The organism is Candidatus Poriferisodalis sp., from assembly GCF_965208895.1.
Lineage (GTDB): Bacteria > Actinomycetota > Acidimicrobiia > Acidimicrobiales > Poriferisodalaceae > Poriferisodalis.
Genome location: NZ_OZ242363.1, coordinates 3,820,479 through 3,844,041, shown reverse-complemented (window position 1 = coordinate 3,844,041; position 23,563 = coordinate 3,820,479). Strand labels below are relative to the sequence as shown.

The 23,563-nt window shown below is 66.5% G+C and carries 20 protein-coding genes, 1 tRNA gene and 1 pseudogene; 9 read left to right on the top strand and 13 right to left on the bottom strand.

Annotated elements, in window-relative coordinates; translation table 11 throughout:
• Positions 1 to 4: 4 nt before the first annotated feature.
• The 9 genes from ACOGJB_RS17270 to ACOGJB_RS17230 form a co-directional block, all read right to left on the bottom strand.
• Positions 5 to 1,063 carry a branched-chain amino acid ABC transporter permease gene (locus ACOGJB_RS17270; RefSeq protein WP_419838320.1) on the bottom strand — a complete coding sequence of 353 codons (1,059 nt, stop codon included), beginning with the start codon at positions 1,061 to 1,063 and terminating at the stop codon, positions 5 to 7.
• Between the two features lie 22 nt (positions 1,064 to 1,085).
• The gene (locus ACOGJB_RS17265; protein ID WP_419838319.1) at positions 1,086 to 1,799 is read right to left on the bottom strand and encodes an ABC transporter ATP-binding protein; all 714 of its coding nucleotides are present in this window, start codon (positions 1,797 to 1,799) and stop codon (positions 1,086 to 1,088) included.
• A complete protein-coding gene (locus tag ACOGJB_RS17260; RefSeq protein ID WP_419838318.1) occupies positions 1,796 to 2,557 on the bottom strand; it encodes an ABC transporter ATP-binding protein in 762 nt (253 codons plus the stop codon). Before ACOGJB_RS17260 ends, ACOGJB_RS17265 begins: the two co-directional genes overlap by 4 nt.
• 228 nt (positions 2,558 to 2,785) lie before the next feature.
• A tRNA-Gln gene (locus ACOGJB_RS17255) sits at positions 2,786 to 2,860 on the bottom strand.
• A 61-nt stretch (positions 2,861 to 2,921) separates the two neighbouring features.
• On the bottom strand, positions 2,922 to 4,244 hold the full coding sequence (locus tag ACOGJB_RS17250) for a glutamate--tRNA ligase (protein WP_419838317.1): 1,323 nt from the start codon (positions 4,242 to 4,244) through the stop codon (positions 2,922 to 2,924).
• A 157-nt stretch (positions 4,245 to 4,401) separates the two neighbouring features.
• Complete coding sequence (locus ACOGJB_RS17245) at positions 4,402 to 5,088, bottom strand: hypothetical protein (RefSeq protein ID WP_419838316.1); 687 nt, start codon at positions 5,086 to 5,088, stop codon at positions 4,402 to 4,404.
• 77 nt (positions 5,089 to 5,165) lie between these two features.
• Positions 5,166 to 5,696 (bottom strand): hypothetical protein, encoded by a 531-nt coding sequence (locus ACOGJB_RS17240; RefSeq protein ID WP_419838315.1) that lies wholly within the window; start codon positions 5,694 to 5,696, stop codon positions 5,166 to 5,168.
• A 62-nt stretch (positions 5,697 to 5,758) separates the two neighbouring features.
• Positions 5,759 to 7,429, bottom strand: a complete 1,671-nt coding sequence (gene cimA / locus ACOGJB_RS17235) for a citramalate synthase (protein ID WP_419838314.1) — start codon at positions 7,427 to 7,429, stop codon at positions 5,759 to 5,761.
• A 7-nt stretch (positions 7,430 to 7,436) separates the two neighbouring features.
• Positions 7,437 to 8,435, bottom strand: a complete 999-nt coding sequence (locus tag ACOGJB_RS17230; RefSeq protein ID WP_419838313.1) for a 3-isopropylmalate dehydrogenase — start codon at positions 8,433 to 8,435, stop codon at positions 7,437 to 7,439.
• Between the two features lie 143 nt (positions 8,436 to 8,578).
• Here ACOGJB_RS17230 and ACOGJB_RS17225 point away from each other — a divergent pair, with 143 nt between their 5' ends.
• The 4 genes from ACOGJB_RS17225 to ACOGJB_RS17210 all read left to right on the top strand — a co-directional run bounded on the left by ACOGJB_RS17225 (position 8,579) and on the right by ACOGJB_RS17210 (position 11,652).
• Complete coding sequence (locus tag ACOGJB_RS17225; RefSeq protein WP_419838312.1) at positions 8,579 to 9,046, top strand: GreA/GreB family elongation factor; 468 nt, start codon at positions 8,579 to 8,581, stop codon at positions 9,044 to 9,046.
• Between the two features lie 75 nt (positions 9,047 to 9,121).
• The gene (leuC, locus tag ACOGJB_RS17220; RefSeq protein WP_419838311.1) at positions 9,122 to 10,573 is read left to right on the top strand and encodes a 3-isopropylmalate dehydratase large subunit; all 1,452 of its coding nucleotides are present in this window, start codon (positions 9,122 to 9,124) and stop codon (positions 10,571 to 10,573) included.
• Positions 10,574 to 10,594: 21 nt separating this feature from the next.
• Positions 10,595 to 11,185 carry a 3-isopropylmalate dehydratase small subunit gene (gene leuD, locus ACOGJB_RS17215; protein ID WP_419838310.1) on the top strand — a complete coding sequence of 197 codons (591 nt, stop codon included), beginning with the start codon at positions 10,595 to 10,597 and terminating at the stop codon, positions 11,183 to 11,185.
• A 188-nt stretch (positions 11,186 to 11,373) separates the two neighbouring features.
• Positions 11,374 to 11,652 (top strand): hypothetical protein, encoded by a 279-nt coding sequence (locus ACOGJB_RS17210; RefSeq protein ID WP_419838309.1) that lies wholly within the window; start codon positions 11,374 to 11,376, stop codon positions 11,650 to 11,652.
• Between the two features lie 92 nt (positions 11,653 to 11,744).
• Here ACOGJB_RS17210 and ACOGJB_RS17205 read toward each other — a convergent pair whose 3' ends face one another.
• Both ACOGJB_RS17205 and ACOGJB_RS17200 read right to left on the bottom strand, forming a co-directional pair.
• On the bottom strand, positions 11,745 to 12,626 hold the full coding sequence (locus tag ACOGJB_RS17205; protein WP_419838308.1) for a glutamine amidotransferase-related protein: 882 nt from the start codon (positions 12,624 to 12,626) through the stop codon (positions 11,745 to 11,747).
• A 15-nt stretch (positions 12,627 to 12,641) separates the two neighbouring features.
• Positions 12,642 to 13,793: an LLM class flavin-dependent oxidoreductase gene (locus tag ACOGJB_RS17200; protein WP_419838307.1), complete on the bottom strand. Its 1,152-nt coding sequence runs from the start codon at positions 13,791 to 13,793 to the stop codon at positions 12,642 to 12,644.
• A gap of 162 nt (positions 13,794 to 13,955) precedes the next feature.
• On the opposite strand from ACOGJB_RS17200, the gene ACOGJB_RS17195 reads away from it, so the two are divergent.
• The 5 genes and pseudogenes from ACOGJB_RS17195 to ACOGJB_RS17175 all read left to right on the top strand — a co-directional run bounded on the left by ACOGJB_RS17195 (position 13,956) and on the right by ACOGJB_RS17175 (position 20,411).
• A complete protein-coding gene (locus ACOGJB_RS17195; protein ID WP_419838306.1) occupies positions 13,956 to 15,713 on the top strand; it encodes an ABC transporter substrate-binding protein in 1,758 nt (585 codons plus the stop codon).
• 61 nt (positions 15,714 to 15,774) lie between these two features.
• Positions 15,775 to 16,767: an ABC transporter permease gene (locus tag ACOGJB_RS17190; RefSeq protein WP_419838305.1), complete on the top strand. Its 993-nt coding sequence runs from the start codon at positions 15,775 to 15,777 to the stop codon at positions 16,765 to 16,767.
• Positions 16,760 to 17,677: an ABC transporter permease gene (locus tag ACOGJB_RS17185; RefSeq protein ID WP_419838304.1), complete on the top strand. Its 918-nt coding sequence runs from the start codon at positions 16,760 to 16,762 to the stop codon at positions 17,675 to 17,677. The genes ACOGJB_RS17190 and ACOGJB_RS17185 overlap by 8 nt, the downstream gene beginning before the upstream one ends.
• A 2-nt stretch (positions 17,678 to 17,679) precedes the next feature.
• Positions 17,680 to 19,514 (top strand): annotated as a pseudogene (locus ACOGJB_RS17180) (dipeptide ABC transporter ATP-binding protein).
• 309 nt (positions 19,515 to 19,823) lie between these two features.
• Positions 19,824 to 20,411: a hypothetical protein gene (locus ACOGJB_RS17175; protein WP_419838303.1), complete on the top strand. Its 588-nt coding sequence runs from the start codon at positions 19,824 to 19,826 to the stop codon at positions 20,409 to 20,411.
• Between the two features lie 51 nt (positions 20,412 to 20,462).
• Here the strand turns inward: ACOGJB_RS17175 and ACOGJB_RS17170 are convergent, their stop codons facing one another.
• Both ACOGJB_RS17170 and ACOGJB_RS17165 read right to left on the bottom strand, forming a co-directional pair.
• Complete coding sequence (locus ACOGJB_RS17170; protein ID WP_419838302.1) at positions 20,463 to 21,884, bottom strand: ammonium transporter; 1,422 nt, start codon at positions 21,882 to 21,884, stop codon at positions 20,463 to 20,465.
• Between the two features lie 216 nt (positions 21,885 to 22,100).
• Positions 22,101 to 23,555, bottom strand: a complete 1,455-nt coding sequence (locus ACOGJB_RS17165) for a hypothetical protein (RefSeq protein ID WP_419838301.1) — start codon at positions 23,553 to 23,555, stop codon at positions 22,101 to 22,103.
• Between the last annotated feature and the right edge of the window lie 8 nt (positions 23,556 to 23,563).

Here is a 23,563-nt window from a genome sequence, read left to right as displayed (position 1 = left end):
TGAGCTAGACGCGCTCGATTTGGCGGGTTCCGAAGAGACCCGCTGGACGGAACAACAGCACGATCAGGATCAGCAGGAATGCCATCGCCAGCTGCAAGATCGAGAAATAGGCTTGGCCGAGCACGACCACGCCGAACCATGAGACCAGGACCGACTTGACGAGTCCGACGACCAGCCCGCCGATGACCGCGCCGCCGAGGCTGTCGAGGCCGCCGAGGGCGGCCCCTGCCAGGGCGTAGATCAGGATGGTCAGCATCATGTTGGGATTGACGCCGCCCAGAGCCGGTGCCACCAAGGCGGCCGACAGCGTGCCGAACACCGAGGCCAGCGCCCAGCCGAACCCCAGCGTGCGGCCGGTGTTGACACCAACCAGCCGGGCCGACTCGGTATTGGACGACACTGCGCGGAAAGCCAGGCCCGCCTTCGTCTTGCCCAGGATGATCGCAAGTGCAATCAGCGCGAGGGCAAGTGCGATCCACGTGCCGATCGTGCGGTAGTGAAGGCGGGCCCCGATGACCTCAAAGAAGGTTCGGCCCACCATCTCGCACATCTCAGCGCCGGAAGTCCCAGGTGCGACCTCGGCGAGCTTGCCCTCGGAATTCGTCAAGCAGGCAATCGTGCCTTCGCTGGACGTCTTGAGTTCGCTGCCATTGGGCACCCAGCTCGGGAACTGGCCGAAGGGGTCATTCACCCGCCGGACCTGGTAGTTCCAGATGTCGCCCGCGACGGCGTTGATGATCAAGAACAAGCCCAAGGTGATGAGCACGACCGGCAGGTGATCCGCTGGGTCGAACGGTCTCACAAGCGCTCGCTCGACGGCCGCGCCGATGGCGGCACTGATGGCCATCGCTATGACAATCGAGAGCCAGAGCCAGAGGCCCTGCTCGATGTTGAGCACGTACACGAAGAACGCACCGAGCATCGCCAACTCGCCAGTGGCGAAGTTGATCAGCGTCGTGGCCTTGAAGATCAGCACCAACGCCAAGGCGGCGGCGGCATATACGGCACCGTCGCGTAGGCCGTTGAAAATGAAATCCGGGAGGATCTCGAAGTTCCAGTTCACGGTCTGCCCCCGTACCTACGAATCAAGCGCCCAAGTACGCTTCCTGCACTGCAGGATCGTTCTTGAGCTGTTCGGCGGGTCCGTGCAGAGCGATCTCGCCGCTCTCGATCACGTACCCGTAGTCGGCCATGTCCAGCGCCAGGTTGGCGTTCTGCTCGACGAGCAGCATCGTCAACCCGGTCTCCTTGTTGAGTTGTGCGAAGCGCTCGAAGAGGTCTTCGATGATGAGTGGCGCCAAGCCCAGGGAGGGCTCGTCGAGCAACAGCAGCTTCGGCCGGCACATCAGTGCCCGGGCGACGGCGAGCATCTGCTGCTCGCCGCCGGAGAGCGAGCCGGCGAGCTGGCCGCGGCGCTCCTCGAGCCGAGGGAAGATCTCGAACCAGCGGTCGACATCGGCGTTGACCTCATTGTCCTTGCGGGTGTAGGCGCCGATCTTGAGATTGTCCATGACCGAGAGCTCGGGAAATGTGCCCCGGCCCTGGGGCACGTGGGCGACGCCGCGCCGCACGATGTCGGCCGTCTTGGCACGGGAGATGTCGTCGCCCTCCATCGTGACCGTGCCGGTCGTCGTGCACATGTTGCACAGCGCCCGCAGCGTCGTGGTCTTGCCGGCGCCGTTGGCACCGAGCATCACCACGACGTTGCCATCGGGTACTTCGAAGTCGAGGCCGCGTAGGACCTCTACCGCGCCGTAACGGGCGTGGAGGTCCTCGGCCTTCAGCATCATCTCCGTCATGAAGAACTCCCCAGGTACGCCTCGATGACCTCCGGGTCGTTACGCACGACATCGGGGTGACCGTCAGCGATCTTGCGGCCGAAGTTGAGCACGACAAGGTGCTCGCTGATGTTGAGCACCATACGCATGTGGTGCTCCACCAGCAGGACCGACAGGTTGTGCCGGTCGCGGATGTCTTTCACGTCCTGGGCGAGCGAGTCGACCTCTTGGTGCGTCAGGCCCGATGCCGGCTCGTCGAGCATGATGAGGCGCGGGTTGGAGATCAGCGCCCGGGCGAGCTCGATTCGCTTGAGCGTGCCGAAGGGCAGCCCGGCTGCGGGGTGGTAGGCGTGTTGCTCGAGGCCGAGTTCCTCGAGGGCCTCCCACGCGCGGCGACGAAGGTCGTTTTCTTCACGGCGGGTGCCGATGCGGAACGCGCCGGTGAAGAAGTTCGTCTTGGTGTTGGTGTGATCGCCCACCATGACGTTCTCGAGGACGCTCATGCCGCGCCAGAGCGCCAGGTTCTGGAATGTCCGGTAGACGCCGACGCGGCTGATCCGGTGTGCAGGCATAGCGAGCAGATCGTGGCCGTCGAACGTCACCGAACCGGTGGTCGGGTCGTAGATCCGGCTGACCACGTTGAACAGGGTGGTCTTGCCCGCGCCGTTCGGCCCGATGAGTCCGAGAATCTGTCCTTCATCCAGAGAGAAGGACAAATCGTCGAGCGCGCGGATGCCGCCGAACTGCACGGAGATGTCTTGGACTTCGAGCAACGCCACGCGCTGAACCCCCTCCGGTCCGAGCCGGTCGGGAGACCGGCCGCAGGCAAGTTATCAGGTCGGCTCGTATTCGTGAGGTTCCGTGGGGAGCCCCACATGGGCCGAGCCAGCGGGTGATGTTAGGTCACAGAAACGCATTTGGCGCAAATCGGCCCAACCACGCCTGCAACGTTGATGCTCGATTGCAGCGTCGAGCGCGCGAACCGTGGCGACGACGCTCCGGCGGTCTGGTTCGGGGAGGAGGACTCGAACCCCCAATGACTGGACCAGAACCAGTTGTGTTGCCTATTACACCATCCCCGAAAGCGCACACAGGCTAGCGGCGCGGCCAATCGCGCAGCCCGCAGATATTGGGTGTTTCGACTCAGCGAGCGAGCCTGGCCTGGGCCACAGCGAGACGCGCGAGCGCGGCGTCGCGGCCGAGCAGGACCAGCGATTCGAACAGCGGGGGACCCACCCGGCGGCCCGTGACCGCAACGCGTACCGGTGCTTGCGCCTTTCCCAGCTTCAGGCCGAATTCCTCGCCGATCTCTCGCAACGAGGCGTGCAGAGACTCGGCGTTCCATTCCGCCCGGGCGAATTCGGAGCCGGCTCGGTCGAGAATGTCGCGCGCGGGCGGGACCATGGTTGCGTCCCAGTCGTCGGGATCGATCTCGGGCTCGGCGAAGAGAAACGCGATGCGATCGGGAGCGTCCGACAGCAGACGTGTGCGTTCTTTGATCAGCGGGGCGACATCGCTCAACGCCGTCGAGTCGAGATGGGTGCCCCACGGCTGTGCGCTGACCCACGGCTGGATCGCAGCCGCGAAGTCGGCATCGTCGAGCGCACGCAGGTAGTCGCCGTTGATCGCGGTGAGCTTGTCCATGTCGAACATGGCCGGTGCCGCGTTCACGTCGGCAAGATCGAACAGCTCCACGATCTCGGCGAGCGGCCGTACCTCCGTGCCGTCGGGCGGTCCCCAGCCCAGCAAAGCGAGGTAGTTCACCATCGCGGCCGGAAGCACGCCCTGATCGCGGTAACTGGTGAGCGACACATCGTCGCGTCGCTTGGAGAGCTTCTTTCGCTGCTTGTTGACGATGAGCGGCAGGTGGGCAAAGGCCGGCGCATCGGTCGCGCCCAGCGCGGCGCGCAGCAACAGCACTTTGGGCGTCGTGTTCAGCAGGTCCTCGCCTCGCACGACATGAGTGATGCCCAAGTCGAGGTCGTCGACGGCGTTGGCGACGAAGAACGTCGCGCTGCCGTCGCTGCGACGGACGACGAAGTCCTCAATGGAGGCGTTCGGGAATTCGACGCGGCCACGCACGATGTCGTCGAAGGCTGTGACCCCGTCATCGGGGACGGCGAACCGGACCGCGCCGTCGTCGAGATACGCCAGGCCGTTGTCGAGCCAGCGCTGGACGGCCGCGTCATAGAGCGCACTGCGTCGGCTCTGCAAGACCGGCTCGCCATCGAAGTCGAGGCCGAGCCATTCGAGCATCTCGAGGATCTGGTTGATGTGAGCAGCCGTCGCGAGATCGGCGTTGGTGTCTTCGATGCGCAGCACCAGCTCGCCGCCGCAGTGGCGGGCATAGAGCCAGTTGAACAGCGCTGTGCGGGCCGTGCCCAGATGCGGCAACCCGGTGGGTGCGGGTGCGAACCGCAAGCGAATGTGCGGTGGCGCCGAGACACTCCCGGACGATTCACTCATGAGAATGCTGCGGCGGTATGTCGCAAGAGGCTGAGCCGATAGGCGAAGCCGTGGCCCGAGCGGCCCGTGAGCGCCAGCGAACAAGAGCGGGAAGCGACTGGTGCGACAACGGAAGGGTTCACCTATTGGCGCTTCCTGTCAGCGCTCGAGGCGCCGCTCAGCACTGTCCGGTACTGCAATTCGGATCGCTCGCGTCGACCCAGCGGCCTACGGGCCTGCCGGCCATCGCGAGCAGTCGCTGCAGCGGCGGCGTCGACACGTCGACCTCAAGCGCATCGAGACCCGGCCAGACCGGCACTGCGGGGGCCGCCGCGAGAATTCGATCCACCAGCAGTTCGTCCAGCCCGGTGCCGGCACTGATGGCCTGCTGCAGGTCGTATCCCAGAACGGTGAGCTCGGTTACTCGCGTCCAGAGCAGGCCGCGCAGCCGCGGGCTGAACCCGGCGCCGGCATTGAGGCTTGCGGCGACCGCGAGCACTGTTCGGACACTCTCGACGATCGGCTGGGTGGGGTCGGGACGTTCGTCTGGACGGGTGCCCAATCCGAACCCGGCCGCGGGAGTCGAGATTTGGACCGGCGGCGGCACCGGCTGACCGCTCATCTGGGCTGCAGCTGCGAGATTGCCGTCTGCTGCGCGCGCCAGCAGGTCGGCCACTGTGTAGTCACCCAGCGGCGGCGCCAGCGGCATCGGAATGTGCTCCCATGCCGGCAGCCGCATCCGCGCTGCGAAATCGGTGCACGCCCTGCGATGCAGTCTCAAGAGCTCCCGGTCGGCCTGGTTCGGCGTCTCCGAACTGGCCGGCGCAGCGGTGGTCCGGGTAGCGGTGGTCTGGGTATCAGTCATCTGGGCCATCTGAATCTCAATCGGTGTCGGGTTCGTCGGCATTGCCGACGTATCGAGTGCTCTGCGAGACCCTGTGCTCAACCCTGGGGATCTCGCGTCAAGCTAAGTGGATCAGTCTCGTAGCGACGCCGTGACTCCACTGGCGTCAGCGCAAGCACGTCTGCGGGCACACAGGCGACAAGCTTGCGCAGGTGGTTGTAGTGATGTGCATCTGCAACACCCTCGAAGAGCTCTTCACGGCGCGCTAGCAGCTCCGCGGGAGGTTGCCGGTCGAGGAATCCGAAGGCCAAGTATCCCGCTTCGAGGTCCCACACCACTGGTGCACGGCCGAAGATGGAGGCGCGCTTGAGCGCCACAGCGACACAGCCGGCGTCGACGTCGCGTCGATTCTCGCCCGAAGCGAGGCACACCCGATCGTCGAAGAGGTGGACCAGGCCGAACGCGTATCCCTGGTCGGGACCTTGATGGCCTCGCAACGCCCCCGTGGGCTGGCCGGCGGCAAGGTCGCCTGGGCGTGCAGCATTCCAGTGCCGGGGGGTCACTTCCGGCGAGCTGTACGAACGGACTTCCGCGAGGGGTCCGACCCGGACGTGGCGTGGCGCAGCCATTGCCGCGCAGTCTAGGAAGTGCCGGCTGCGGCAACCGCGTCGGTCACCTGCTGTCGGGTCACTCAGCCGCTCGCCGCCTCATCGAGACGGTGGCGCATGAGGGCGTAGATCACCGAGTCGCGCAGAGCCAGCCACGAAGCCTCGATGATGTTCTCCGAGACGCCGATGGTGGTCCACGTCGTCTCACCGTCGGTCGAATCGATGAGCACTCGCGTGACCGCTTCGGTGCCTCGATCGGCATCGAGGACCCGCACCTTGTAGTCGGTCAGGCGTACCGAGTCGAGATCGGGATAGTCGTTCCGCACCGCTTGGCGGAAGGCGTTGTCGAGCGCGTTGACCGGGCCGTCGCCCTCGCCGACGGTGACCCGACGCTCGCCGCCCACCACGATGCGCAGCGTTGCCTCGGTGTCGAAATCGGCCTCGCGGCCTCGCTCGACGAGCACCTTGAACGACTCGACCTTGAAGAAGTCGAACGTCTGGCCCGCAGCGCGACGCAGCAGCATTTCCAGCGAGGCGTCGGCGACCTCGAAGTGATAGCCGGCGTGCTCGAGGCGCTTGAGCTCGTCGACGACGTCGGACATTGCTGCCTTGCCGATCTCAATGTCGAGCTCGGCAGCTTTCAGCTCCACCGACGCTCTGCCCGACAGGTCCCCGAGCAGGAACCTCGTGCTGTTCCCGACAGCTTCGGGGTCGATGTGCTCGTAGCTGTCGGGGCGGCGAGCAATGGCGCTCGTGTGCAAACCCGCCTTGTGGGCGAATGCCGATGCCCCGACGTAGGGCTGCTGGTTCTGGGGCGGCATGTTCACCAGTTCGGCCACGTGATGCGCAACCGAGGTAAAGCTGGTCAGGCACTCGCGCGGCACTGTCTCGATGCCCATCTTGAGCGTGAGATTCGGCACGAGCACGGTGTTGTCGCAATTGCCGGTGCGCTCGCCGTAGCCGTTCACGGTTCCCTGCACGTGCGTGGCGCCAGCGACCACACCCGCCACCGCGTTCGCCACGGCGCAGCCGGTGTCGTTCTGGGTGTGCATGCCGATCTGGACGCCGCCGAAGTGCGCCACGACGTCGCGCACGATGGTCTCGACCTCGTGGGGCAGCGAGCCCCCGTTGGTGTCGCACAGCACCAGGCAGTCGGCGCCCTTGACCGCCGCTGCCTCGAGCACCGACAGCGCGAACTCGGCGTTGCGCTTGTAGCCGTCGAAGAAATGCTCCGCGTCGAAGAAGACCCGCAGCCCCTCCCCCTTGAGGAACTCAACCGAGTCGCCGACCATCGCGATGCCCTCGCTGAGCGGCTGCCGGAGCGCTTCGGTGACGTGGTAGTCCCACGACTTGCCGACGATGCACACTGTCGATGTGCCAGCGGCCACGAGCGAAGCCAGCGTCTGGTCATCGTCGACACGCCCACGCGGCCGGCGCGTCGAGCCGAACGCAACCAGGGTCGCATGCGCCAGCTCGAGTTCGGTGGTCGCCCGGGCGAAGAATGCCTCGTCCTTGGGATTGGAACCCGGCCAACCCCCCTCGATCCAGTGGATGCCCAATGCGTCGATCTGGCGTGCCACCTTCAGCTTGTCGTCTGGAGACACCGAGATGCCCTCGAACTGGACACCGTCGCGCAGCGTCGTGTCGAAGATCTCCACGTGGCTGGGCCAAGAAGGATCGCGTGAGCCCTCGCGCACGAGCGGCGGGGCTGAGCCAAATTCGGGACTTGCCGCCCCGCTGTCAGTGGAGCTCATGACGAGATCACCCCTCAGCAACGCCGTCGAGGATCGCCTTGGCGATCTCGTCGGTGCCTACATCGGGCACGGCCTCGTCGGCGATCACAGCGTCGCACGCCTGCCGGACTCGCTCGGCGCACTCAGCCTCGCCCAAGAACTCCAGCATGAGCACTGCGGAAAGGACCGCAGCGGTCGGGTTGGCGAGACCCTTGCCGGCGATGTCGGGCGCCGAACCGTGGACGGGCTCGAACAGCGACGGACCGGTGCGGTCCGGGTTGAGGTTTGCTGAGGCGGCGAGCCCGATGCCGCCGGCTACAGCGCCGCCGAGATCGGTGAGGATGTCTCCGAAGAGGTTGTCGGTGACGATCACCTCGTAGCGGTGCGGATCCTCCACGAAGTGAATGCATGCTGCGTCGACGTGGCTGTAGGCGGTCTCCACGTCGGGGTACTCGGCGGCGACCTCGTTGAACGTGCGCTCCCACAGGTCGCCCGAGAACGTCAGCACATTGGTCTTATGGACCAGCGTCAGGTGACGGCGCTCCCGCTCTCGCGCCAGTTCGAATCCGTACCGGATGGCTCGCTCGGCGCCCATTCGCGTGTTGACCGAGCCTTGGGTCGCGATCTCGTGCGGCGTGCCCTTGCGCAGGAAGCCGCCCTCGCCCGCATAGGCGCCTTCGGTGTTCTCGCGGATCACCGTGAAGCTGTGGCCGTCAGGAAGGGCGAAGGGGCGCAGGTTCACGTACAGGTCGAGTTCGAAGCGGGCCTTCAAGAGCAGCCCGCGCTCGATGACGCCCGGCGGGACTTCGGGCGTGCCCACGGCGCCGAGCAGGATGGCGTCGAAGGTACGCAGCTCATCGAGGGTTTCGTCGTCGAGCACGGTGCCGTCGCGCAGGTAGCGATGACCGCCCAGCTCGAATTCGGTCGTCGAGATGCCGGCGCCGGCAGCGGTAATCACATCGAGCGCGACCGAGATGACCTCAGGCCCGATTCCGTCTCCGCCGATGACTGCGATGCGATGAGTCACTGTGATGTCCCCAATTCGGCTTGTTGTCTCGGATCGTGCTGGCAGGGATGCGCTCGACGCCACTGCGCTGACCGGTATTCAGATCAGTGAGACGCGATTGCGGGAGTGAGTGTGCCAACAGAAGCCCTCGGTAACCTCGCGGGGTGCCCGAGATCCAACACATCTCAGCGGAGACCCGTGATCGACTCCAGGCCGAGCTCACCGATCTGACCGGTCGAGGGCGCATCGACATCGCGGCCCAGATCGAGACAGCGCGACTGCTTGGAGACCTCTCAGAGAACGGCGACTACCACGCCGCCAAGGAAGAGCAGGGAAAGATGGAGGGCCGCATCATGCGGCTGAAGTCGATCCTGGAGAATTGCGAGATCGTCGAGGAGTTCGACGACAGCGCGGTGTCGCCGGGCGTCGTGGTGTCCGTTCGATTCGAGGGGGATGACGGAGTAGAGCAGTACCTCTTCGGCTCGATCGAGGAACGGCGCACGGGTATCGAAGTCGTGTCGCCGGGTTCGCCCATGGGCCGAGCCCTCGAAGGCGCCCGGGCTGGTCAGACGGTCACCTACGAGGCCAACGGCAACGAGTTGAGCATCGAAATCGTCGCCATCGAGGCGTGAAAGGCCGCGGGCTGCCCGCTGCCATATCTGCGGTCGCGTTGGAATGACGGGCACACAAGGTCCATAGTGAAGGCCGTGACAGACAACAAGACGTCGGCAGACAGGCCGAGCAACGACGCAGCAGCGGGGCCGCGCACCCTCAGCGAAAAAGTCTGGGACAACCACGTCGTTCGCACCGGCGGCGGCCAGCCCGACCTGCTCTACATCGACTTGCACCTCATCCACGAGGTCACCTCGCCGCAGGCCTTCGACGGCCTGCGCCTGTCGGGGCGCACTGTGCGGCGTCCCGACCTGACGGTGGCTACCGAGGACCACAACGTCCCTACCGCCGATCTGCATTTGCCCATTGCCGACCCGATCTCGGCCAAGCAGGTACAGGTGCTTCGAGCCAACTGCGACGAGTTCGACATCACGCTGTACCCGATGGGCGATCCCGGCCAGGGCATCGTGCACGTGATCGGCCCCGAACAGGGCCTCACGTTGCCTGGGATGACCGTGGTGTGCGGTGACAGCCACACCTCCACGCACGGCGCTTTCGGCGCGCTGGCATTCGGCATAGGCACCTCCGAGGTGGAGCATGTGCTGGCCAGCCAGACGCTGCCGCAGACCCGACCTTCCACGATGGAGGTCCGCGTCGACGGCGATGCGCCGGCCGGCGTCACCGCGAAGGACATCGTGCTGGCGATCATCGGGCGGATCGGCACCGGCGGCGGCATCGGGCACATCATCGAGTATCGAGGGTCCGCGATACGGGCTCTGTCGATGGAAGGACGGATGACCGTTTGCAACATGTCCATCGAGGCGGGCGCCAAGGCCGGGATGGTTGCGCCCGACGAGACCACCTTCGAATACCTGTCGGGCCGGCGTCACGTGCCGGCGAGCACCGAGTGGGACGCTGCAGTGGCCGACTGGCGGTCGCTGGTGACCGATGACGGTGCGACCTTCGATCGTTCGGTCACCATCGACGCTGCGTCGCTGCGCCCGCATGTGACCTGGGGCACCAACCCGGCCCACGTCATCCCGATCGACGGCGCAGTTCCGGCGCCGAGCGACTTCGACGACCCGGTAGAGGCGACGACAGCCCAACGAGCGCTCGACTACATGGGTCTGGCCGCGGGCACACGGCTCGCCGACGTCGCCGTCGACACGGTGTTCATCGGCAGCTGCACCAACTCGCGCATCGAGGACTTGCGTGCGGCGGCGGCAGTGGCCCGCGGACGCAAGGTTGCGGACGGGGTGCGGACGCTGGTCGTGCCTGGGTCGTTCGCTGTCAAGGTGCAGGCCGAGGCAGAAGGACTGGACGCAGTCTTCACCGAGGCTGGCTTCGACTGGCGCGAGCCGGGCTGCTCCATGTGCCTGGCCATGAACCCCGACAAGCTCTCCCCCGGGGAACGCTCAGCGTCGACGTCCAACCGCAATTTCGAAGGTCGTCAGGGTCGGGGCGGGCGGACGCACCTCTGCTCGCCAGAGGTGGCAGCAGCGACAGCCATCGCCGGGCGCTTCGTCACGCCCGACGACCTCGGTTGAGCGAGAGAAGGGAAACAGCCGATGGAGCCAGTACGTGTGCACGAGGGCCGTGCAGTGCCCCTCGACCGCTCCGACGTGGACACCGACCAGATCATCCCCAGCGACTGGCTCAAGCGCGTCGAGCGCACTGGTTTCGGCAAGGGGCTGTTCAGCGAGTGGCGTGACGAGCGCGACTTCGTGCTGAACGACGAGCGTTTCGCGGGCGCCACAGTCTTGGTTGCGGGATCCAATTTCGGCACCGGGTCCTCACGCGAACACGCCGTATGGGCGCTCATGGACTACGGCTTCGTTGCCGTGGTCTCGCCCCGATTCGGGGACATCTTTCGCAACAACTCCACCAAGAACGGCTTGGTGCCGGTGCAGGTGTCCGAAGAGGCAGCTGCTCATCTGCGAGCCGCCGTGGATGCCGACCCGGATCTGATCGTGACCGTCGACGTGGAACGCCGCCTGCTCAGCGCACCGGCTGCTGGCATCGAAGAGCACTTTCCGATGGACGACGCCACGCAGGAACGCTTTCTCGAGGGTCTCGACGACATCGGCATCACGATGCGCAGCGCCGCCGAGATCGACGGCTACGAAGCAGACCGGCCTGCTTGGATGCCCGCGACCTAGCTGCGCAGCAAATCCGTGGCCAGAGCGGCCGTAGAGCGCAGCGAACACGAACGGCGAGTGGAGCGGCTTACGAGTGCAGGATCTCGCGCGGACTCAACACACGACAATCATTGAAATAGATTTGAATGTTGTGAAAGAGCGAGCATATCTTCAGCCCAGCATTCGCCACTGCACTGAATGGGGTTATCGTGAACGCCACTGTGATCGCCGCCATCATCAGCATCTTGGGCGTCGGATTCTTGGGATTGCTCGGCTACTTCTTGCAGGGGCTGCGCGCGGAGATGCGCGACTTGCGCGCCGAGGTGCGCGACCTGCGCGCCGAAATGCGCGACCTGCGCGCCGAAATGCGCGCCGAGATCGGTGCGTTGCGCTCCGAGGTGCACCGAATTGACACCCGCCTCGTGCGCGTCGAGACGTTGCTCGCCGACGGTCTCGCCGCTCTGGCGGCCGAACCCGCCCCTGCATAGCCCATGCAACCGGTGCCGCCGCCGGCCCGAAGGCGCAGCGCGGCACCCGGTTCAGTGGGCCGCTGTCGTGGGGCGGCAGGTCCGCCATCGTGCTATTTGCAGGCGGCGCTGGCGTCGATGCGGCTGCTGTGCGCCGGGCCGGCGAAGAAGCGGAGCATCCATCCAGCGACGAGCTCTTGGTTGCACGGCGTGGCCAGGCTGGCCTTGGCTTGCGCAACAGCTTCTTCGCCGAGAAGCGCCGTGCGGCTGTCGTACAGCGGACCGACGAAGGAGGGCTGAAACTCTGGGTGGCCCTGCAAGCCGACGAAGTGCTCCCCCACTGCGAGCATCGCTATCGGGCAGCGATCCGCACCGGCAAGCACGACACCGCCCGGAGGCAGCGACAGCACCTGGTCTTGGTGGCTGTGGATGAGACGGATCTCGTCGGATGGCGGGTCCATCCAAGGGCGCCGCTCGTGGAGTTTCCAGACATGTGCACCGACGGTCCAGCCGTGGGGCGCCCGCTGCACGGTGCCCCCGAGCGCATGGGCGATCATCTGGTGGCCGAAGCAGACCCCGAACATCTTGCGACGTTCGGCGTGCAGCTGTCGCACGAAGTCGGCGAACTGGTTGATCCAGGGCTCGTCGTCGTAGACCGAGGCCCGGGTTCCGGTGGTCATCCAGCCGTCGAAGGCGTCGAGGTCACTGGGCCATTCGCCGTCGGGGAGGCTGAAGGTGTCCATCTGGACGCTCGGGTCGACTCGGGCGATCACGTCGACGAACATGTCCGAGTAGGTGCCGCAGATGGACTGCAGCTCCGGCACTGGGTCGTCGCAGCGAAGCAGGCCCAGGCGCAGCGACGGCGTGGGGGCAGGATGCATCTCGTAGCTTCGCTCGGCGCCCGCAGCTTCGACGGCCGAACCATGAGAGTCCACCGGTCCGACGGGACCGTCGCCGGGGGTGCTCATCGCGGTGGGAGACAATTCACTGCTCACGGCTGCTGCAGCGTCTCAGCGGAACGATGAGACAAGGGCATCGCTCGTACCCGTCTGCAGCGGCTCTAGCAGCCTTCGCTCACGCAGGATCGGCATGACGCCTTCGCCGAACCAGTACGCCTCTTCGAGGTGGGGGTAACCCGACAGGATGAACTCGTCGAATCCCAGATGGTGGTACTCCGCGATGCGGTCGGCGACTTCGCTGTAGCTGCCGACCAGCGCGGTACCGGCGCCGCCCCGCACGAGACCGATGCCGGACCACACATTGGGATGGATCTCGAGGCGCCCGGTGCCCTCGGCATGCAGCTGTGCCATGCGCCGCTGACCCTCCGACATCGTCGTCGCGAAGTCGGCCTGGGCGGCGGCGATCGCCTCGGGGCTCATGTGCGCCAGCATGTCGTCGGCCACGGCCCAGGCGTCGGCCGCCTCGGGCCGGGTGATGACGTGGAAACGGATGCCGAAGCGCAGCGTGCGGCCGTGATCGGCGGCCCGCGCCCGCATGCGTTCCAGCCGCTCGGTCACCATGTCGGGAGGCTCTCCCCACGCCAGGTACACGTCGACATGCTCAGCAGCAATGCGCTCGGCGGCCGGCGAGGCGCCGCCGAAGTAGATCGCCGGCTGCGGATCGGGCGCATCGCGGGTCGTGGCGGCAGCCACCTTGTAGAAGTCGCCTTCGAAGTCATAGGGCTCACCCGACCACGCTTCCCGAACGATGCGCAGGAACTCGCCGGTGCGGGCGTAGCGGGTGTCCTTGTCGAGCCAGTCGCCGAAGCGGTTGAGCTCGCGGGGCTCGGCACCGGTCACGATGTTGATGAGCAATCGACCTCCCGACAGCCGCTGGTACGTCGAGGCCATCTGCGCTGCCAGCGTGGGCGACAGGAAGCCTGGTCGGAATGCCACGAGAAACTTGATGCGCTTCGTCACCGGCACCAGCGCAATCGTGGACAGCCAGGCGTCCTCGCACATCGTGCCGCAGGGCGTCAGCATTCCCTCATAGCCGAGTTGATCGCAAGCCGTCGCCACCTGCGCCAGGTAGTCCATCGAGGGCGGGCGCCAATGGGCACCGGGCTCGTCGGGCAGCACATCGCGTGAGTCTCCGCCGGTCGGCAGGAACCAGTGGACCTTGACGGGATCACCGAACTGGCCGACGGAGTTGGGTTGGCTCATGCGGCACCGCCCTCGCTGGCAACGCGGATCGCGCTGGCGCGCGTGCGAATGGTTAGCCCACGGCCCGCGCTTGGGTTACGGTAACCCACGGGCGGGAATGCAGAATCGCCCGACGCCTCAGCGGCAGGGCCACTGGGTGCCGAAGAACCATGGGGGAAGAGCATGCTCAGGCGACGTATCTGGATCGCAGTAGCGGCGGCGCTGACACTGACCGCCGCATCGTGCAGCTGGTTCGGCGATGACGACAGCGAACCCGCCGCGTCGCCCGAAGCGGCCGACGGCGGCGCATCCGACGACGGAAGCGAGGATGCCGACGATGCCTCAGCCGCGCCCGATGACGAGGACTCGACAGCGGGCAGCGACACCACGGGCAGCGACGAAGGCGGTTCCGAAGACAGCGCCGCGGCGTCGGCCGGAGGCCCCTGCAACGGCGGCGATGGCGTCGGCGGCACGCTGATCATCGGCAGCACGCAGGTGCCCCGTCATTTCAACGGAACGGTGCAGTCCGGTTTCGCGACTGCGGTGCCCGGCACGCAGCTGAACGCCTCTCCGCTGCTTTTTGACGACGAGTACAACCCGATGCCCTACTTGGCGCAGAGCTGGGACGTCTCCGACGACGGGCTGACGGTGACGCTGAATCTGGTGCAGGATGCGGTGTTCCACGACGGCGAGCCGATCACCTCGCAGGACGTGCAGTTCTCGATCCTCACTGCGCAGGCCCATCATCCATTCAGGCCCATGTTCGCCCCCGTCACCAGCGTGGACACGCCCGACGACCACACGGCAGTCATCAACCTGAGCCAACCGCACCCGGCGATTCTGATGGCCATGTCGCCCGGCCTGCTGCCCATCATTCCCGAGCACATCTTCAACGACGGCCAAGACCTGCCGACCCACCCGCGCAACACCGAGGACTTCGTCGGCTCAGGCCCGTTCCGGCTCGTCGAGTACGAGGCCGGCACCATCATCCGGATGGAGCGCTTCGACGACTTCTTCCTCGAGGGCGCGCCGTGCCTCGACGAAATCGTCATGGAGATCACCCCCGACCCGGCGGCAATCGTCCTCGGACTCGAGAACGGCACGACGCATCTGTCGGCCACATTGGGCCCGACTGCCAACGTGCAGCGCTTGCAGAACAACCCCGACGTCGAGGTCAGCGCGCAGGGCCATGAGGCCATCGGCCCGATCCAGTGGCTCGAATTCAACGTGAACGACCCGGCGCTGTCGGATCAGCGGGTGCGTCAGGCCATCGCCTATGCGATCGACCGCGAATTCCTCGCCTCGGTCATCGACCAGGGCCTCACGTTCCCGGCCAGCACCGGCATCGTCCCGGCCAGCCCGTTCCATGACGAGTCCGCGCCTCGCTACGACAAGGACATCGACCGGGCCGTGGAACTCCTCGCCGAGGCCGGCTACGGCCCAGGCGATCTGCAGCTCTCCATCGACTACATCCCGCCGACGCAGGTCATCTACGCCGAGTATGTGGTGCAGGCACTCGAGGACGTCGGCATCGAGACCGAGCTGAGCGTCTCGCCCGACTTCCCGACCTGGGCTCAGCGGATCGCCGCCGGCGACTTCCAGATGACGATCAACAATGTCTGGAACTGGGGCGATCCGGTGATCGGGGTGCACCGCACCTACCTCAGCGACAACCGGGTGGGCGTCATCTGGACGAACAACACCGGCTACGCCAACCCGGCCGTCGACCGCCTGCTGCAAGCAGCGGGCCAGCAACTCGACCCGGAGGCACGCACGGTGCTCTATGAGCAGTTCCAGCAGATCGTCGCCGACGAGGTGCCGATCTACTACCTGACCACGCCCCCGTTCTGGCAGGCGTACACCCCGGCAGTGCAGAATCCGCCCACGAGCACCATCTGGGGCTTGATGTCCCCGATGCACGAGATCTGGCTGGACCAGTAGCCGACCGCAGCACCGGCCGAGGGCGCAGCCTCACCGCTGCCCGAGGCGAACCGGCACCGGCATGCGCCCAGCGTTGAGGCAGATCACTTCCAAGTCGGCCCAGGCACTGGGGCTGATCTTGGCGGTGATCTGCCTCAACTTCCTGCTCATCCATCTCGCGCCGGGCGATCCGGCGACCGTGATCGTGGGCGAGAGCGGCGCCGGCGATCCCGTACTGCTCGAGAACATCCGCGAGCAGTACGGCTTCGACCGCTCGGTGGTGGTGCAGATGGTCTCCTACATCGGCAGGGTCGCGACCGGCGACTTGGGAGAGTCGTATTTCTTCAACCAGTCGGTGACGTCGCTGATCTCCCAACGCCTGTGGCCGACCGTGCTGCTGGTGGGGACCGCCTTGGCATTCGCCGTGGCCGCGGGCACCATGGTGGGCATCGCCACCGCTCGGCGCCCCGACAGCCCCTTCAGCCACGGCGCAACCGTGCTGGCCTTGGTGGGCTTCTCGATGCCGGTGTTCTGGACCGGCATCATGCTGGTGATCCTGTTCGCCTCAACGTGGCAGCTGCTGCCCGTGCAAGGCTGGCACGACGTGAACTACGGCGCGGGCTGGCTCGCCAATTCGGTCGACATCGCAGAGCATCTGATACTGCCGGCGGTCACTTTGGGGCTCATCTACCTGGCCCAGTACAGCCGCCTGTCGCGGGCATCCATGCTGGAAGTGCTCGAGTCTGACTACGTGCGCACCGCTCGCGCCAAGGGGCTCAGCGAGCGCAGCGTCGTGTACAAGCACGCGCTGCGCAACGCCGTGATCCCGGTAGTGACGGTGGTGGGCCTGCAGTTCGGGGCGCTGCTGTCGGGAGCGCTGCTGGTAGAGACGGTGTTCAACTGGCCCGGCCTCGGCCGTCTGGCGTTCGACTCGATCTTGCGACGCGATACCGCTGTGCTGCTCGGCGTCTTGCTGGTGTCATCGGTCATGGTGATTGTCGCCAATCTGGTCACCGATCTGCTCTACACCGTCATCGACCCGCGTATCCGTGTGAGGGAGCGTTCCGATGTCTGACCTGGGCCGATCCCCCGAGGCGGCTGCCGCGGACCTGCCGGTCGCGCCCGCGCTGCTCGCAGGCACTGCATCGGGGGGACGCGCGACGGTGCGGATGTTCGTGCGCAACAAGGCGGCGGTCGCCGGAGTCGTGCTGCTGGCCGGCATTGTCGTGATGACCCTGCTCGGCCCGCTGATCTACACCACCGACCCCAAGGACATCGTGGGCCTGCCGCTGACGGCGCCCGGCGAGAGCCCCGACTTCCTCCTCGGCAGCGACTACTTGGGGCGCGACGTATTGGCCGGGGTGGTGAACGGCGGTCTCACCAGCCTCACGGTGGCGCTCATGGCCGCGGCGATGGTGGTGGTGATCGGGGTGAGCATCGGCGCGCTGGCCGGCTACTACGGCGGCTGGGTGGACAACGCCCTGATGCGCTTCACGGAGTTCTTCCAGGTGCTGCCTGCGCTGCTGTTCGCGATGGTGCTCGTGGCGCTGTTCGAGCCGTCGCGCTGGACCATCGCGTTCGCCATCGGCGTGGTGGCGTGGCCCGGCATCGCCCGCATCACCCGTGCAGAGTTCCTGCGGCTCAAGAGCCAGGAGTTCGTCCGTGCGGCCCATGCCGTCGGCGCCTCCGATTGGCGCATCATCACCAGGGTGGTGTTCCCGAACTCGCTGCCGCCGCTCATCGTGTCGTCCACCCTCATTATGGGCACGGCCATCCTGTTCGAAGCCGGACTGGCATTCTTGGGCCTCGGCGATCCCAACAGCACCAGCTGGGGCCTGATGATCGGCCTGAACCGAGGCAACTTCCTGACCGCATGGTGGTCGGTGACATTTCCCGGCTTGGCGATCTTCGTCACTGTGCTGAGCTTCAGCCTCATCGGCGACGGTCTCCAAGACGCCTACAACCCGAAGCTGCGGGGCCGCTAGCCGTGGCGAACGCAGGCGCTGGGACGGGTGCTGCGGCCGCTCGGCTCTCGGTGCGGGGCCTGACGGTGTGCTTCGACGAGTTCACCGCAGTCTCCGATGTCTCGTTCGACCTCGCCGACGGCAGGACGCTCGCGATCGTCGGCGAGTCGGGCTCAGGCAAGTCGGTGACGGCGCTGTCCATCATGCGCCTCATCGAGATCGGCACCCGCGCAGAGATCCGCAGCGGCGAGGTGCTGCTCCGCCACGACGACGGGAACGTCGAAGATCTGCTGCGGCTGTCGGAGTCTCGGATGCGCTCGATACGGGGTGATCGCATCTCGATGATCTTCCAAGAGCCGCTCACCAGCCTGAACCCGGTGTACACCGTCGGCAACCAGATCGTCGAGGCCTTGCGCGTCCACCGCGGGATGAACACGGCGCAGGCCCGTCGGCGCACGCTGGAATTGCTCGACCGCGTGCGCATCCCCGATGCGAGCCGACGCATCGACCAGTTCCCCCACGAGATGTCCGGCGGGATGCGCCAGCGTGTGATGATCGCTATGGCGCTGGCGTGCGACCCGGCGATTCTCATCGCCGACGAGCCCACGACGGCCCTCGACGTGACGATCCAAGCACAGATCCTGGCGCTCATGGCTGAGTTGCAGCGCGAGAGCGACGCCGCGGTGCTGATCATCACTCACGACATGGGCGTGGTCGCCGAGATCGCCGACGAGGTCGTCGTGATGCGCTCGGCCGAAGTGATGGAGCACGGCGCTGTGACGGACATCTTCGAGCAGCCCCGCCATCCCTACACACAGTCGCTGCTCGCCGCAGTGCCCAAGCTGGGCTCGATGGCAGGCACGCACAGCCCGCAGCGCTTCGAGTTGCTGGACGAACCCGCAGCAGCCCCAGGGCGGCGGGCGTGAGCGCTGCGGCGATGCACGGCGTCGGCGCGCCCGGCGAGCCGATCCTGGCGGTCGAGCGGCTGTCCAAGCAGTTCCCGGCGTCCGGCAAGGCCAAGCTGCACGCAGTCGAGCAAGTGAGCCTGCACATCGACCGTGGCGAGACGCTGGCCATCGTGGGCGAGAGCGGCTGCGGCAAGTCGACGCTGGCGCACCTGATCGTCCGGCTGCTCGATCCCACCACGGGCGCCATTCGCCTCGACGGCACTGACATCACGAGTCTGGGGCCGCGCGAGCTGCGGCCGCACCGACGCAAAGTTCAGATTGTGTTTCAGGACCCGTACGCCAGCCTCAACCCGCGTCGGCCGATCGGCGCCGCCATCGGCGAGCCGCTGGAAATCCACCGCACGGTGCCGCGCTCGCAGATCCCCGACACGGTGGCGGCGTTGCTGCGACGCGTGGGAATGTCGCCGGACGACATGAACCAGTACCCGCACCAGTTCTCGGGCGGTCAGCGTCAGCGCATCTGCATCGCCCGAGCGCTGACGCTTTCGCCCAGCTTGGTCATCGCCGACGAGGCGGTGTCGGCGCTGGACGTGTCGATTCAGGCGCAGGTCATCAACCTGATGATGGACCTCCAAGACGATCTGGGCCTGTCGTACCTGTTCATCAGCCACGACCTGGCCGTGGTGGAGCGCATGGCGCACCGCGTGGGCGTGATGTACCTGGGCCAGATCGTGGAACTCGGCCCGCGCGCCGCGGTGTTCGGGAACCCGACGCACCCCTACACCCAGCGGCTGCTCGACGCGGTGCCGGTTGCCGATCCCCGGCGAAGGCGAACCGACCGGCCCATCCGCACCGACGAGATCCCCAGCCCGGTGTTCGCGCCGGGCACCGCGCCCGAGCCGGCGATTCTGCGCGAAGTCGAGCCCGGCCATTTCGTCGCCGACGAGTAGTCGGCGCCGTGCCCATCTCGTCTGCGGGTCGACGACAGCGCTCGTGACCGCAGCCCGAGCCTGCCGGACCGCGGTCGGCGTCGCGCTCGATGCCGACCGCGACAGCGCATGCATGCCGAAGTCTCAAGCCCTCTTCGTGGCCCCGCAATCACGCTCAGGGGCTGCCGCACGAAATGCACGGCACCATGCACCGGTGCACGACGCCGGCGCGATAAGGTGCCCGCCGGTGACCGAGCATCGAAGACTCCGAATCTCGTGTTCTGCGATTACCCCCCCCCCCCCCATGCGCGAGATTAAGCGGAGGTCTTCATGTACTTCGACTATGCCAAACTGGAGGTGATCGCTGAGGTCGGAGGCTACGCGCCCCGGCCTACCGGTGCGCACCGCGTCTCGGTTGCCGATGTGCATGAGCTGTACTCGGGCCTGCTCGAGAGCCGGCACCCCGATGCACAGGCGGCCATGGTGGCCGTCGCCGCGCTGCGAAAGTGGCTCGTTCATGGAGACTCCCTGCCGCCGCCAGTCCGCGGGGCGAGCTTCGTGCGCAGCGACCGTCAAGTCTGGGCGGCGTTCTCCATGCACCGGAACCCCGCATTGCTGCGAGGCAGCTCGTCACAATTCGACGACCTTCGGCGCTACTTGGCCGCGACCGGTGCGCCCGAGTACGACGGATCGCTCGGCGTGCGGACCAAGCCCGCGGCACTGCTGCGGCGGTGCGGCGACCTGGGCGCCATCGACCTGACCACCGAGAACGGGGTCGTCCATTTGGACCACTCCGGAAATCATCAGGTGCAGAACTGGCTGAACGTCACACTGCACCGGCGAGACCGCCGCGTGGTCCTGTGCCTGTCCGACTCTTGGCATCCAAGGTGCCCCGCGCATCGCAGCGGGAGCGCATAAGCGCAGACAGACAGCCGCAGACCGGCTGCTACGCCCGATTGCCTCGGTGCGTCACCGGTCCCTGACGAACGATGTGGGTCCGTAGCCTTCGCGATCCTCGGGCACGAGAACGAACTCGGGATTCGCTTCAATGCCCATCTCCGCGACGTCTTGACCCACGAACTCAACCTGCGAGCTGATGCGGATGCCGAATGCCGCGTCGATGACCCTCCACACCACGAACGACACCACGAAGACAAATCCCAAGGCGGAAACGAGGCCGACCGCCTGGGCGGCCAGATCGGCACCGGAGGTGACCACCGCCGCCAGCGTGCCCCACGCACCGCCCACGAGGTGCACCGGCACGGCACCGACGACATCGTCAAGCTTGATTCGCTCCAACAGCCATGTCGCCAGGGTGCACAGCACACCGGCAATGGCGCCGATGACGACCGACCAGTACTGATCGGCGAACGCGGGCGCCGCCGTCACCGACACCAAGCCGGCCAGCGCGCCGTTGAGACTCGGCGCCAGGCCCAGGCGCCCGAACACCGGGCGGGAGCACGCGACGGCGGCCAGCATGCCGCTCGCGGCGGCGAGATTGGTATTGACAAGAATGGTGGCCATCGTGGCGACGTCTCGTGCTGCGGCAAGCCCGCCCTGGGATCCTGCGTTGAATCCGAACCAGCCGAGCCACAGGATCAGCACGCCGAGCGTGACGACGAGCACATTCGACGGCGGAGTGGGCTTGGCCGTGCCGTCGAGGCGGAACTTGCGCCGACGGGGCCCGACCACGATCACCCCGGCCAGCGCTGCGGCACCGCCGACCACGTGCACCACCGTGCCGCCGGCGAAGTCTTCGAACCCCAATTGGTCGAGCCAGCCTCCGCCCCAGATCCATGCGCCGACGGTCGGGTAGATGAAGGCCGTCAGAATCAACGTGAACGCCCAGAACGCCCAGAGCTTGGTCCGCTCGAGCATGGCGCCTGAGACAATCGAGGCGGTGGTGGCCACGAAGAGCATCTGGAACAGCCAGGTCGCGATGCCCGAGCGTCCCGGCTCGAGTACGTCAGCGATGACGCTCTCATCACCGCCGATCAGAGCGACCTCAGCCTCTGAGGGATCGAACAGCAACGAGAACGAGCCGATGACGCTGTCGACGTCGACGTACATGAGGTTGTAGCCGACGAAGTAGAACGCCAGCGCTGCGATGGAATAGATGCCGACGTTCTTGAGGCAGATCATCGAAGCGTTCTTGGTGCGGACCGAGCCAGCCTCCAGCATGGTGAAGCCCGCGCACATCCACATCACCAAAGCGCCCCAGACGAGCAGGGCGAACGAGTTCAGGACAAACGACAGTTCCTCAAGAGTGGGGGTGCCGTCGGCGGCACCCGCCGTGCCCGGCAAGGCCGCCCAGATGGCGACGGTGAGTGCCGCGGTGAGACCGACTTTGCCCGTGATCTTCACCCAGCGATCCTCCCAAGGTCTGCGCATCGCAACTATCCCATCTGACGGCAAGCCGCAGGGAATCTACCCGCCGCTCGCCCTGGCTCGGCGCCCCTTGACCGTTCGGGCACGCTGCTGCCCGCACTGCGCGGCCCCATGGGCAAGACACTGCTCGAGCAGCGCCGCGCACTCGTCGGGCCGCATGCGCACTCATGCCGGTCACCACGCTGACGCAGACGTCGTCGCGAGGACGCCGCAGGGTGGTCAGCCTGCCGCGTCCCGATCCTTCGGCGGATTCGCGGATTCGCCGTGCAACGCGGTCGCCCATGCCCGGAACGAGCCCGTCGGCGGCGCAGGTGACTCGCCAGCCGCAGGGGTCGCAGCGGCCTCGGGATCAGGAATCGGCTGCAGACCATGTTGGCCGGTCCCGAGGTCGGTGGGCGGCTGGTCGTGGGGATCATGGGGAACATACAGCGGCTGATGCGGCGGCGAATACGGGTACTCCGGCGGCATCGTCTCATACGGCGAATGACTCGGCTGCGGCTGATGCGGATACTCCGGCGGCATCGTCTCATACGGCGAATGACTCGGCTGCGGCTGATGCGGATACTCCGGCGGCATCGTCTCATACGGCGAATGACTCGACTGGGGCTGATGCGGATACTCCGATGCCTCCCGATGCGCCGGGACGTGCTGGATCGGGTCACTGGCATAGAGCTGAGACAGGCTGACATCAGGCTCGGGTGGGGGCAGCGGGATCTCAGCCGTTCTGCCAGTCTCCTCCCAGTCCGGATGTGTCGCCTGCAGCTCACGCGCCTCGAGCGGGACGCTCCCAGCCAAGTGCTGGTCGTCGGGCTGCGGTGCTGTGCCGGATTCTTCAGGCAGATGGGGGCTCTCATCGAGCGATCGCTCAGTCGGCGCCGCATCGGACGCCTCCGCCGGCTGCTGGGAAGGCGCCGCCGGACGAGGGCGCCGGGCGCGAGGCATCTCAGCGCCGCCAGGGTAGGCGTAGTCGTACAGGCTCGAAGCGATCAGGTCAATCTCGGAGCGCAGCTTGCGCTGCTTGCGCGACGGCCGCGACACCATCATGGACAGATCTGGCACAACGTCGAAGCGGGCAGTGATTGCACCGACATGGGTCAGCCCGAAGCGTTCCTCCCAATCGTTGGCGGAGAGCGCAGACGGCCCAATGGTCACGGCCAAGCCGAGCGGTCCTGGCTGGGACGGATCGGCGACGAGCTTGTCGCCGAGATATTCGAGACCGGCGAGATTCTCCTCTCCTTGAGAGACCACAAGCACCCCTGCGGCAGCCTCGATGAGCCCGGAGTCGCCCATGTGCCCGCCCAGCCGGCCGGCGTCGACCACCACTGCCATCTCGCTCCCGGAAACGTCCCGCAGATCCTCACCCACTGCCGAGAAGCGTCGCTCAGCCGCAGCAGCACCGGCCGCGACTGTCGGCGCCGGCATGATGTGCAAGCCGCTGAACAGGACGTCTTGGGCATGCTCGATCAGATTGATCGCCGTTGCGGGAAGTTCGGACCCCAGAAACGATGCCGTGCCGGGAGCAACTTGGAGACCGAGCTTGTGCGCGATGGAACCCGCCGACCCGTCAGCTTCGATCAACAGCACCTCGCGGCCTTGCGAAGCCCAGTGCGCCGCGCAGTACACAGCGAGCGTCGTGGCCCCAGGAGAGCCTTGGCTGCTGCAGACGGTCAGCATGACCGCGA

Excerpts from the sequence above, each read along its gene's own strand:
- ACOGJB_RS17265 (WP_419838319.1), bottom strand. The coding sequence starts at position 1,799 with ATGACGGAGATGATGCTGAAGGCCGAGGACCTCCACGCCCGTTACGGC.
- ACOGJB_RS17250 (WP_419838317.1), bottom strand. The coding sequence starts at position 4,244 with ATGAGTGAATCGTCCGGGAGTGTCTCGGCGCCACCGCACATTCGCTTG.
- ACOGJB_RS17245 (WP_419838316.1), bottom strand. The coding sequence starts at position 5,088 with ATGACTGATACCCAGACCACCGCTACCCGGACCACCGCTGCGCCGGCC.
- ACOGJB_RS17240 (WP_419838315.1), bottom strand. The coding sequence starts at position 5,696 with ATGGCTGCGCCACGCCACGTCCGGGTCGGACCCCTCGCGGAAGTCCGT.
- cimA (WP_419838314.1), bottom strand. The coding sequence starts at position 7,429 with ATGAGCTCCACTGACAGCGGGGCGGCAAGTCCCGAATTTGGCTCAGCC.
- leuD (WP_419838310.1), top strand. The coding sequence starts at position 10,595 with ATGGAGCCAGTACGTGTGCACGAGGGCCGTGCAGTGCCCCTCGACCGC.
- ACOGJB_RS17200 (WP_419838307.1), bottom strand. The coding sequence starts at position 13,793 with ATGAGCCAACCCAACTCCGTCGGCCAGTTCGGTGATCCCGTCAAGGTC.
- ACOGJB_RS17195 (WP_419838306.1), top strand. The coding sequence starts at position 13,956 with ATGCTCAGGCGACGTATCTGGATCGCAGTAGCGGCGGCGCTGACACTG.
- ACOGJB_RS17190 (WP_419838305.1), top strand. The coding sequence starts at position 15,775 with ATGCGCCCAGCGTTGAGGCAGATCACTTCCAAGTCGGCCCAGGCACTG.
- ACOGJB_RS17185 (WP_419838304.1), top strand. The coding sequence starts at position 16,760 with ATGTCTGACCTGGGCCGATCCCCCGAGGCGGCTGCCGCGGACCTGCCG.
- ACOGJB_RS17175 (WP_419838303.1), top strand. The coding sequence starts at position 19,824 with ATGTACTTCGACTATGCCAAACTGGAGGTGATCGCTGAGGTCGGAGGC.
- ACOGJB_RS17170 (WP_419838302.1), bottom strand. The coding sequence starts at position 21,884 with ATGCGCAGACCTTGGGAGGATCGCTGGGTGAAGATCACGGGCAAAGTC.
- ACOGJB_RS17165 (WP_419838301.1), bottom strand. The coding sequence starts at position 23,555 with ATGCTGACCGTCTGCAGCAGCCAAGGCTCTCCTGGGGCCACGACGCTC.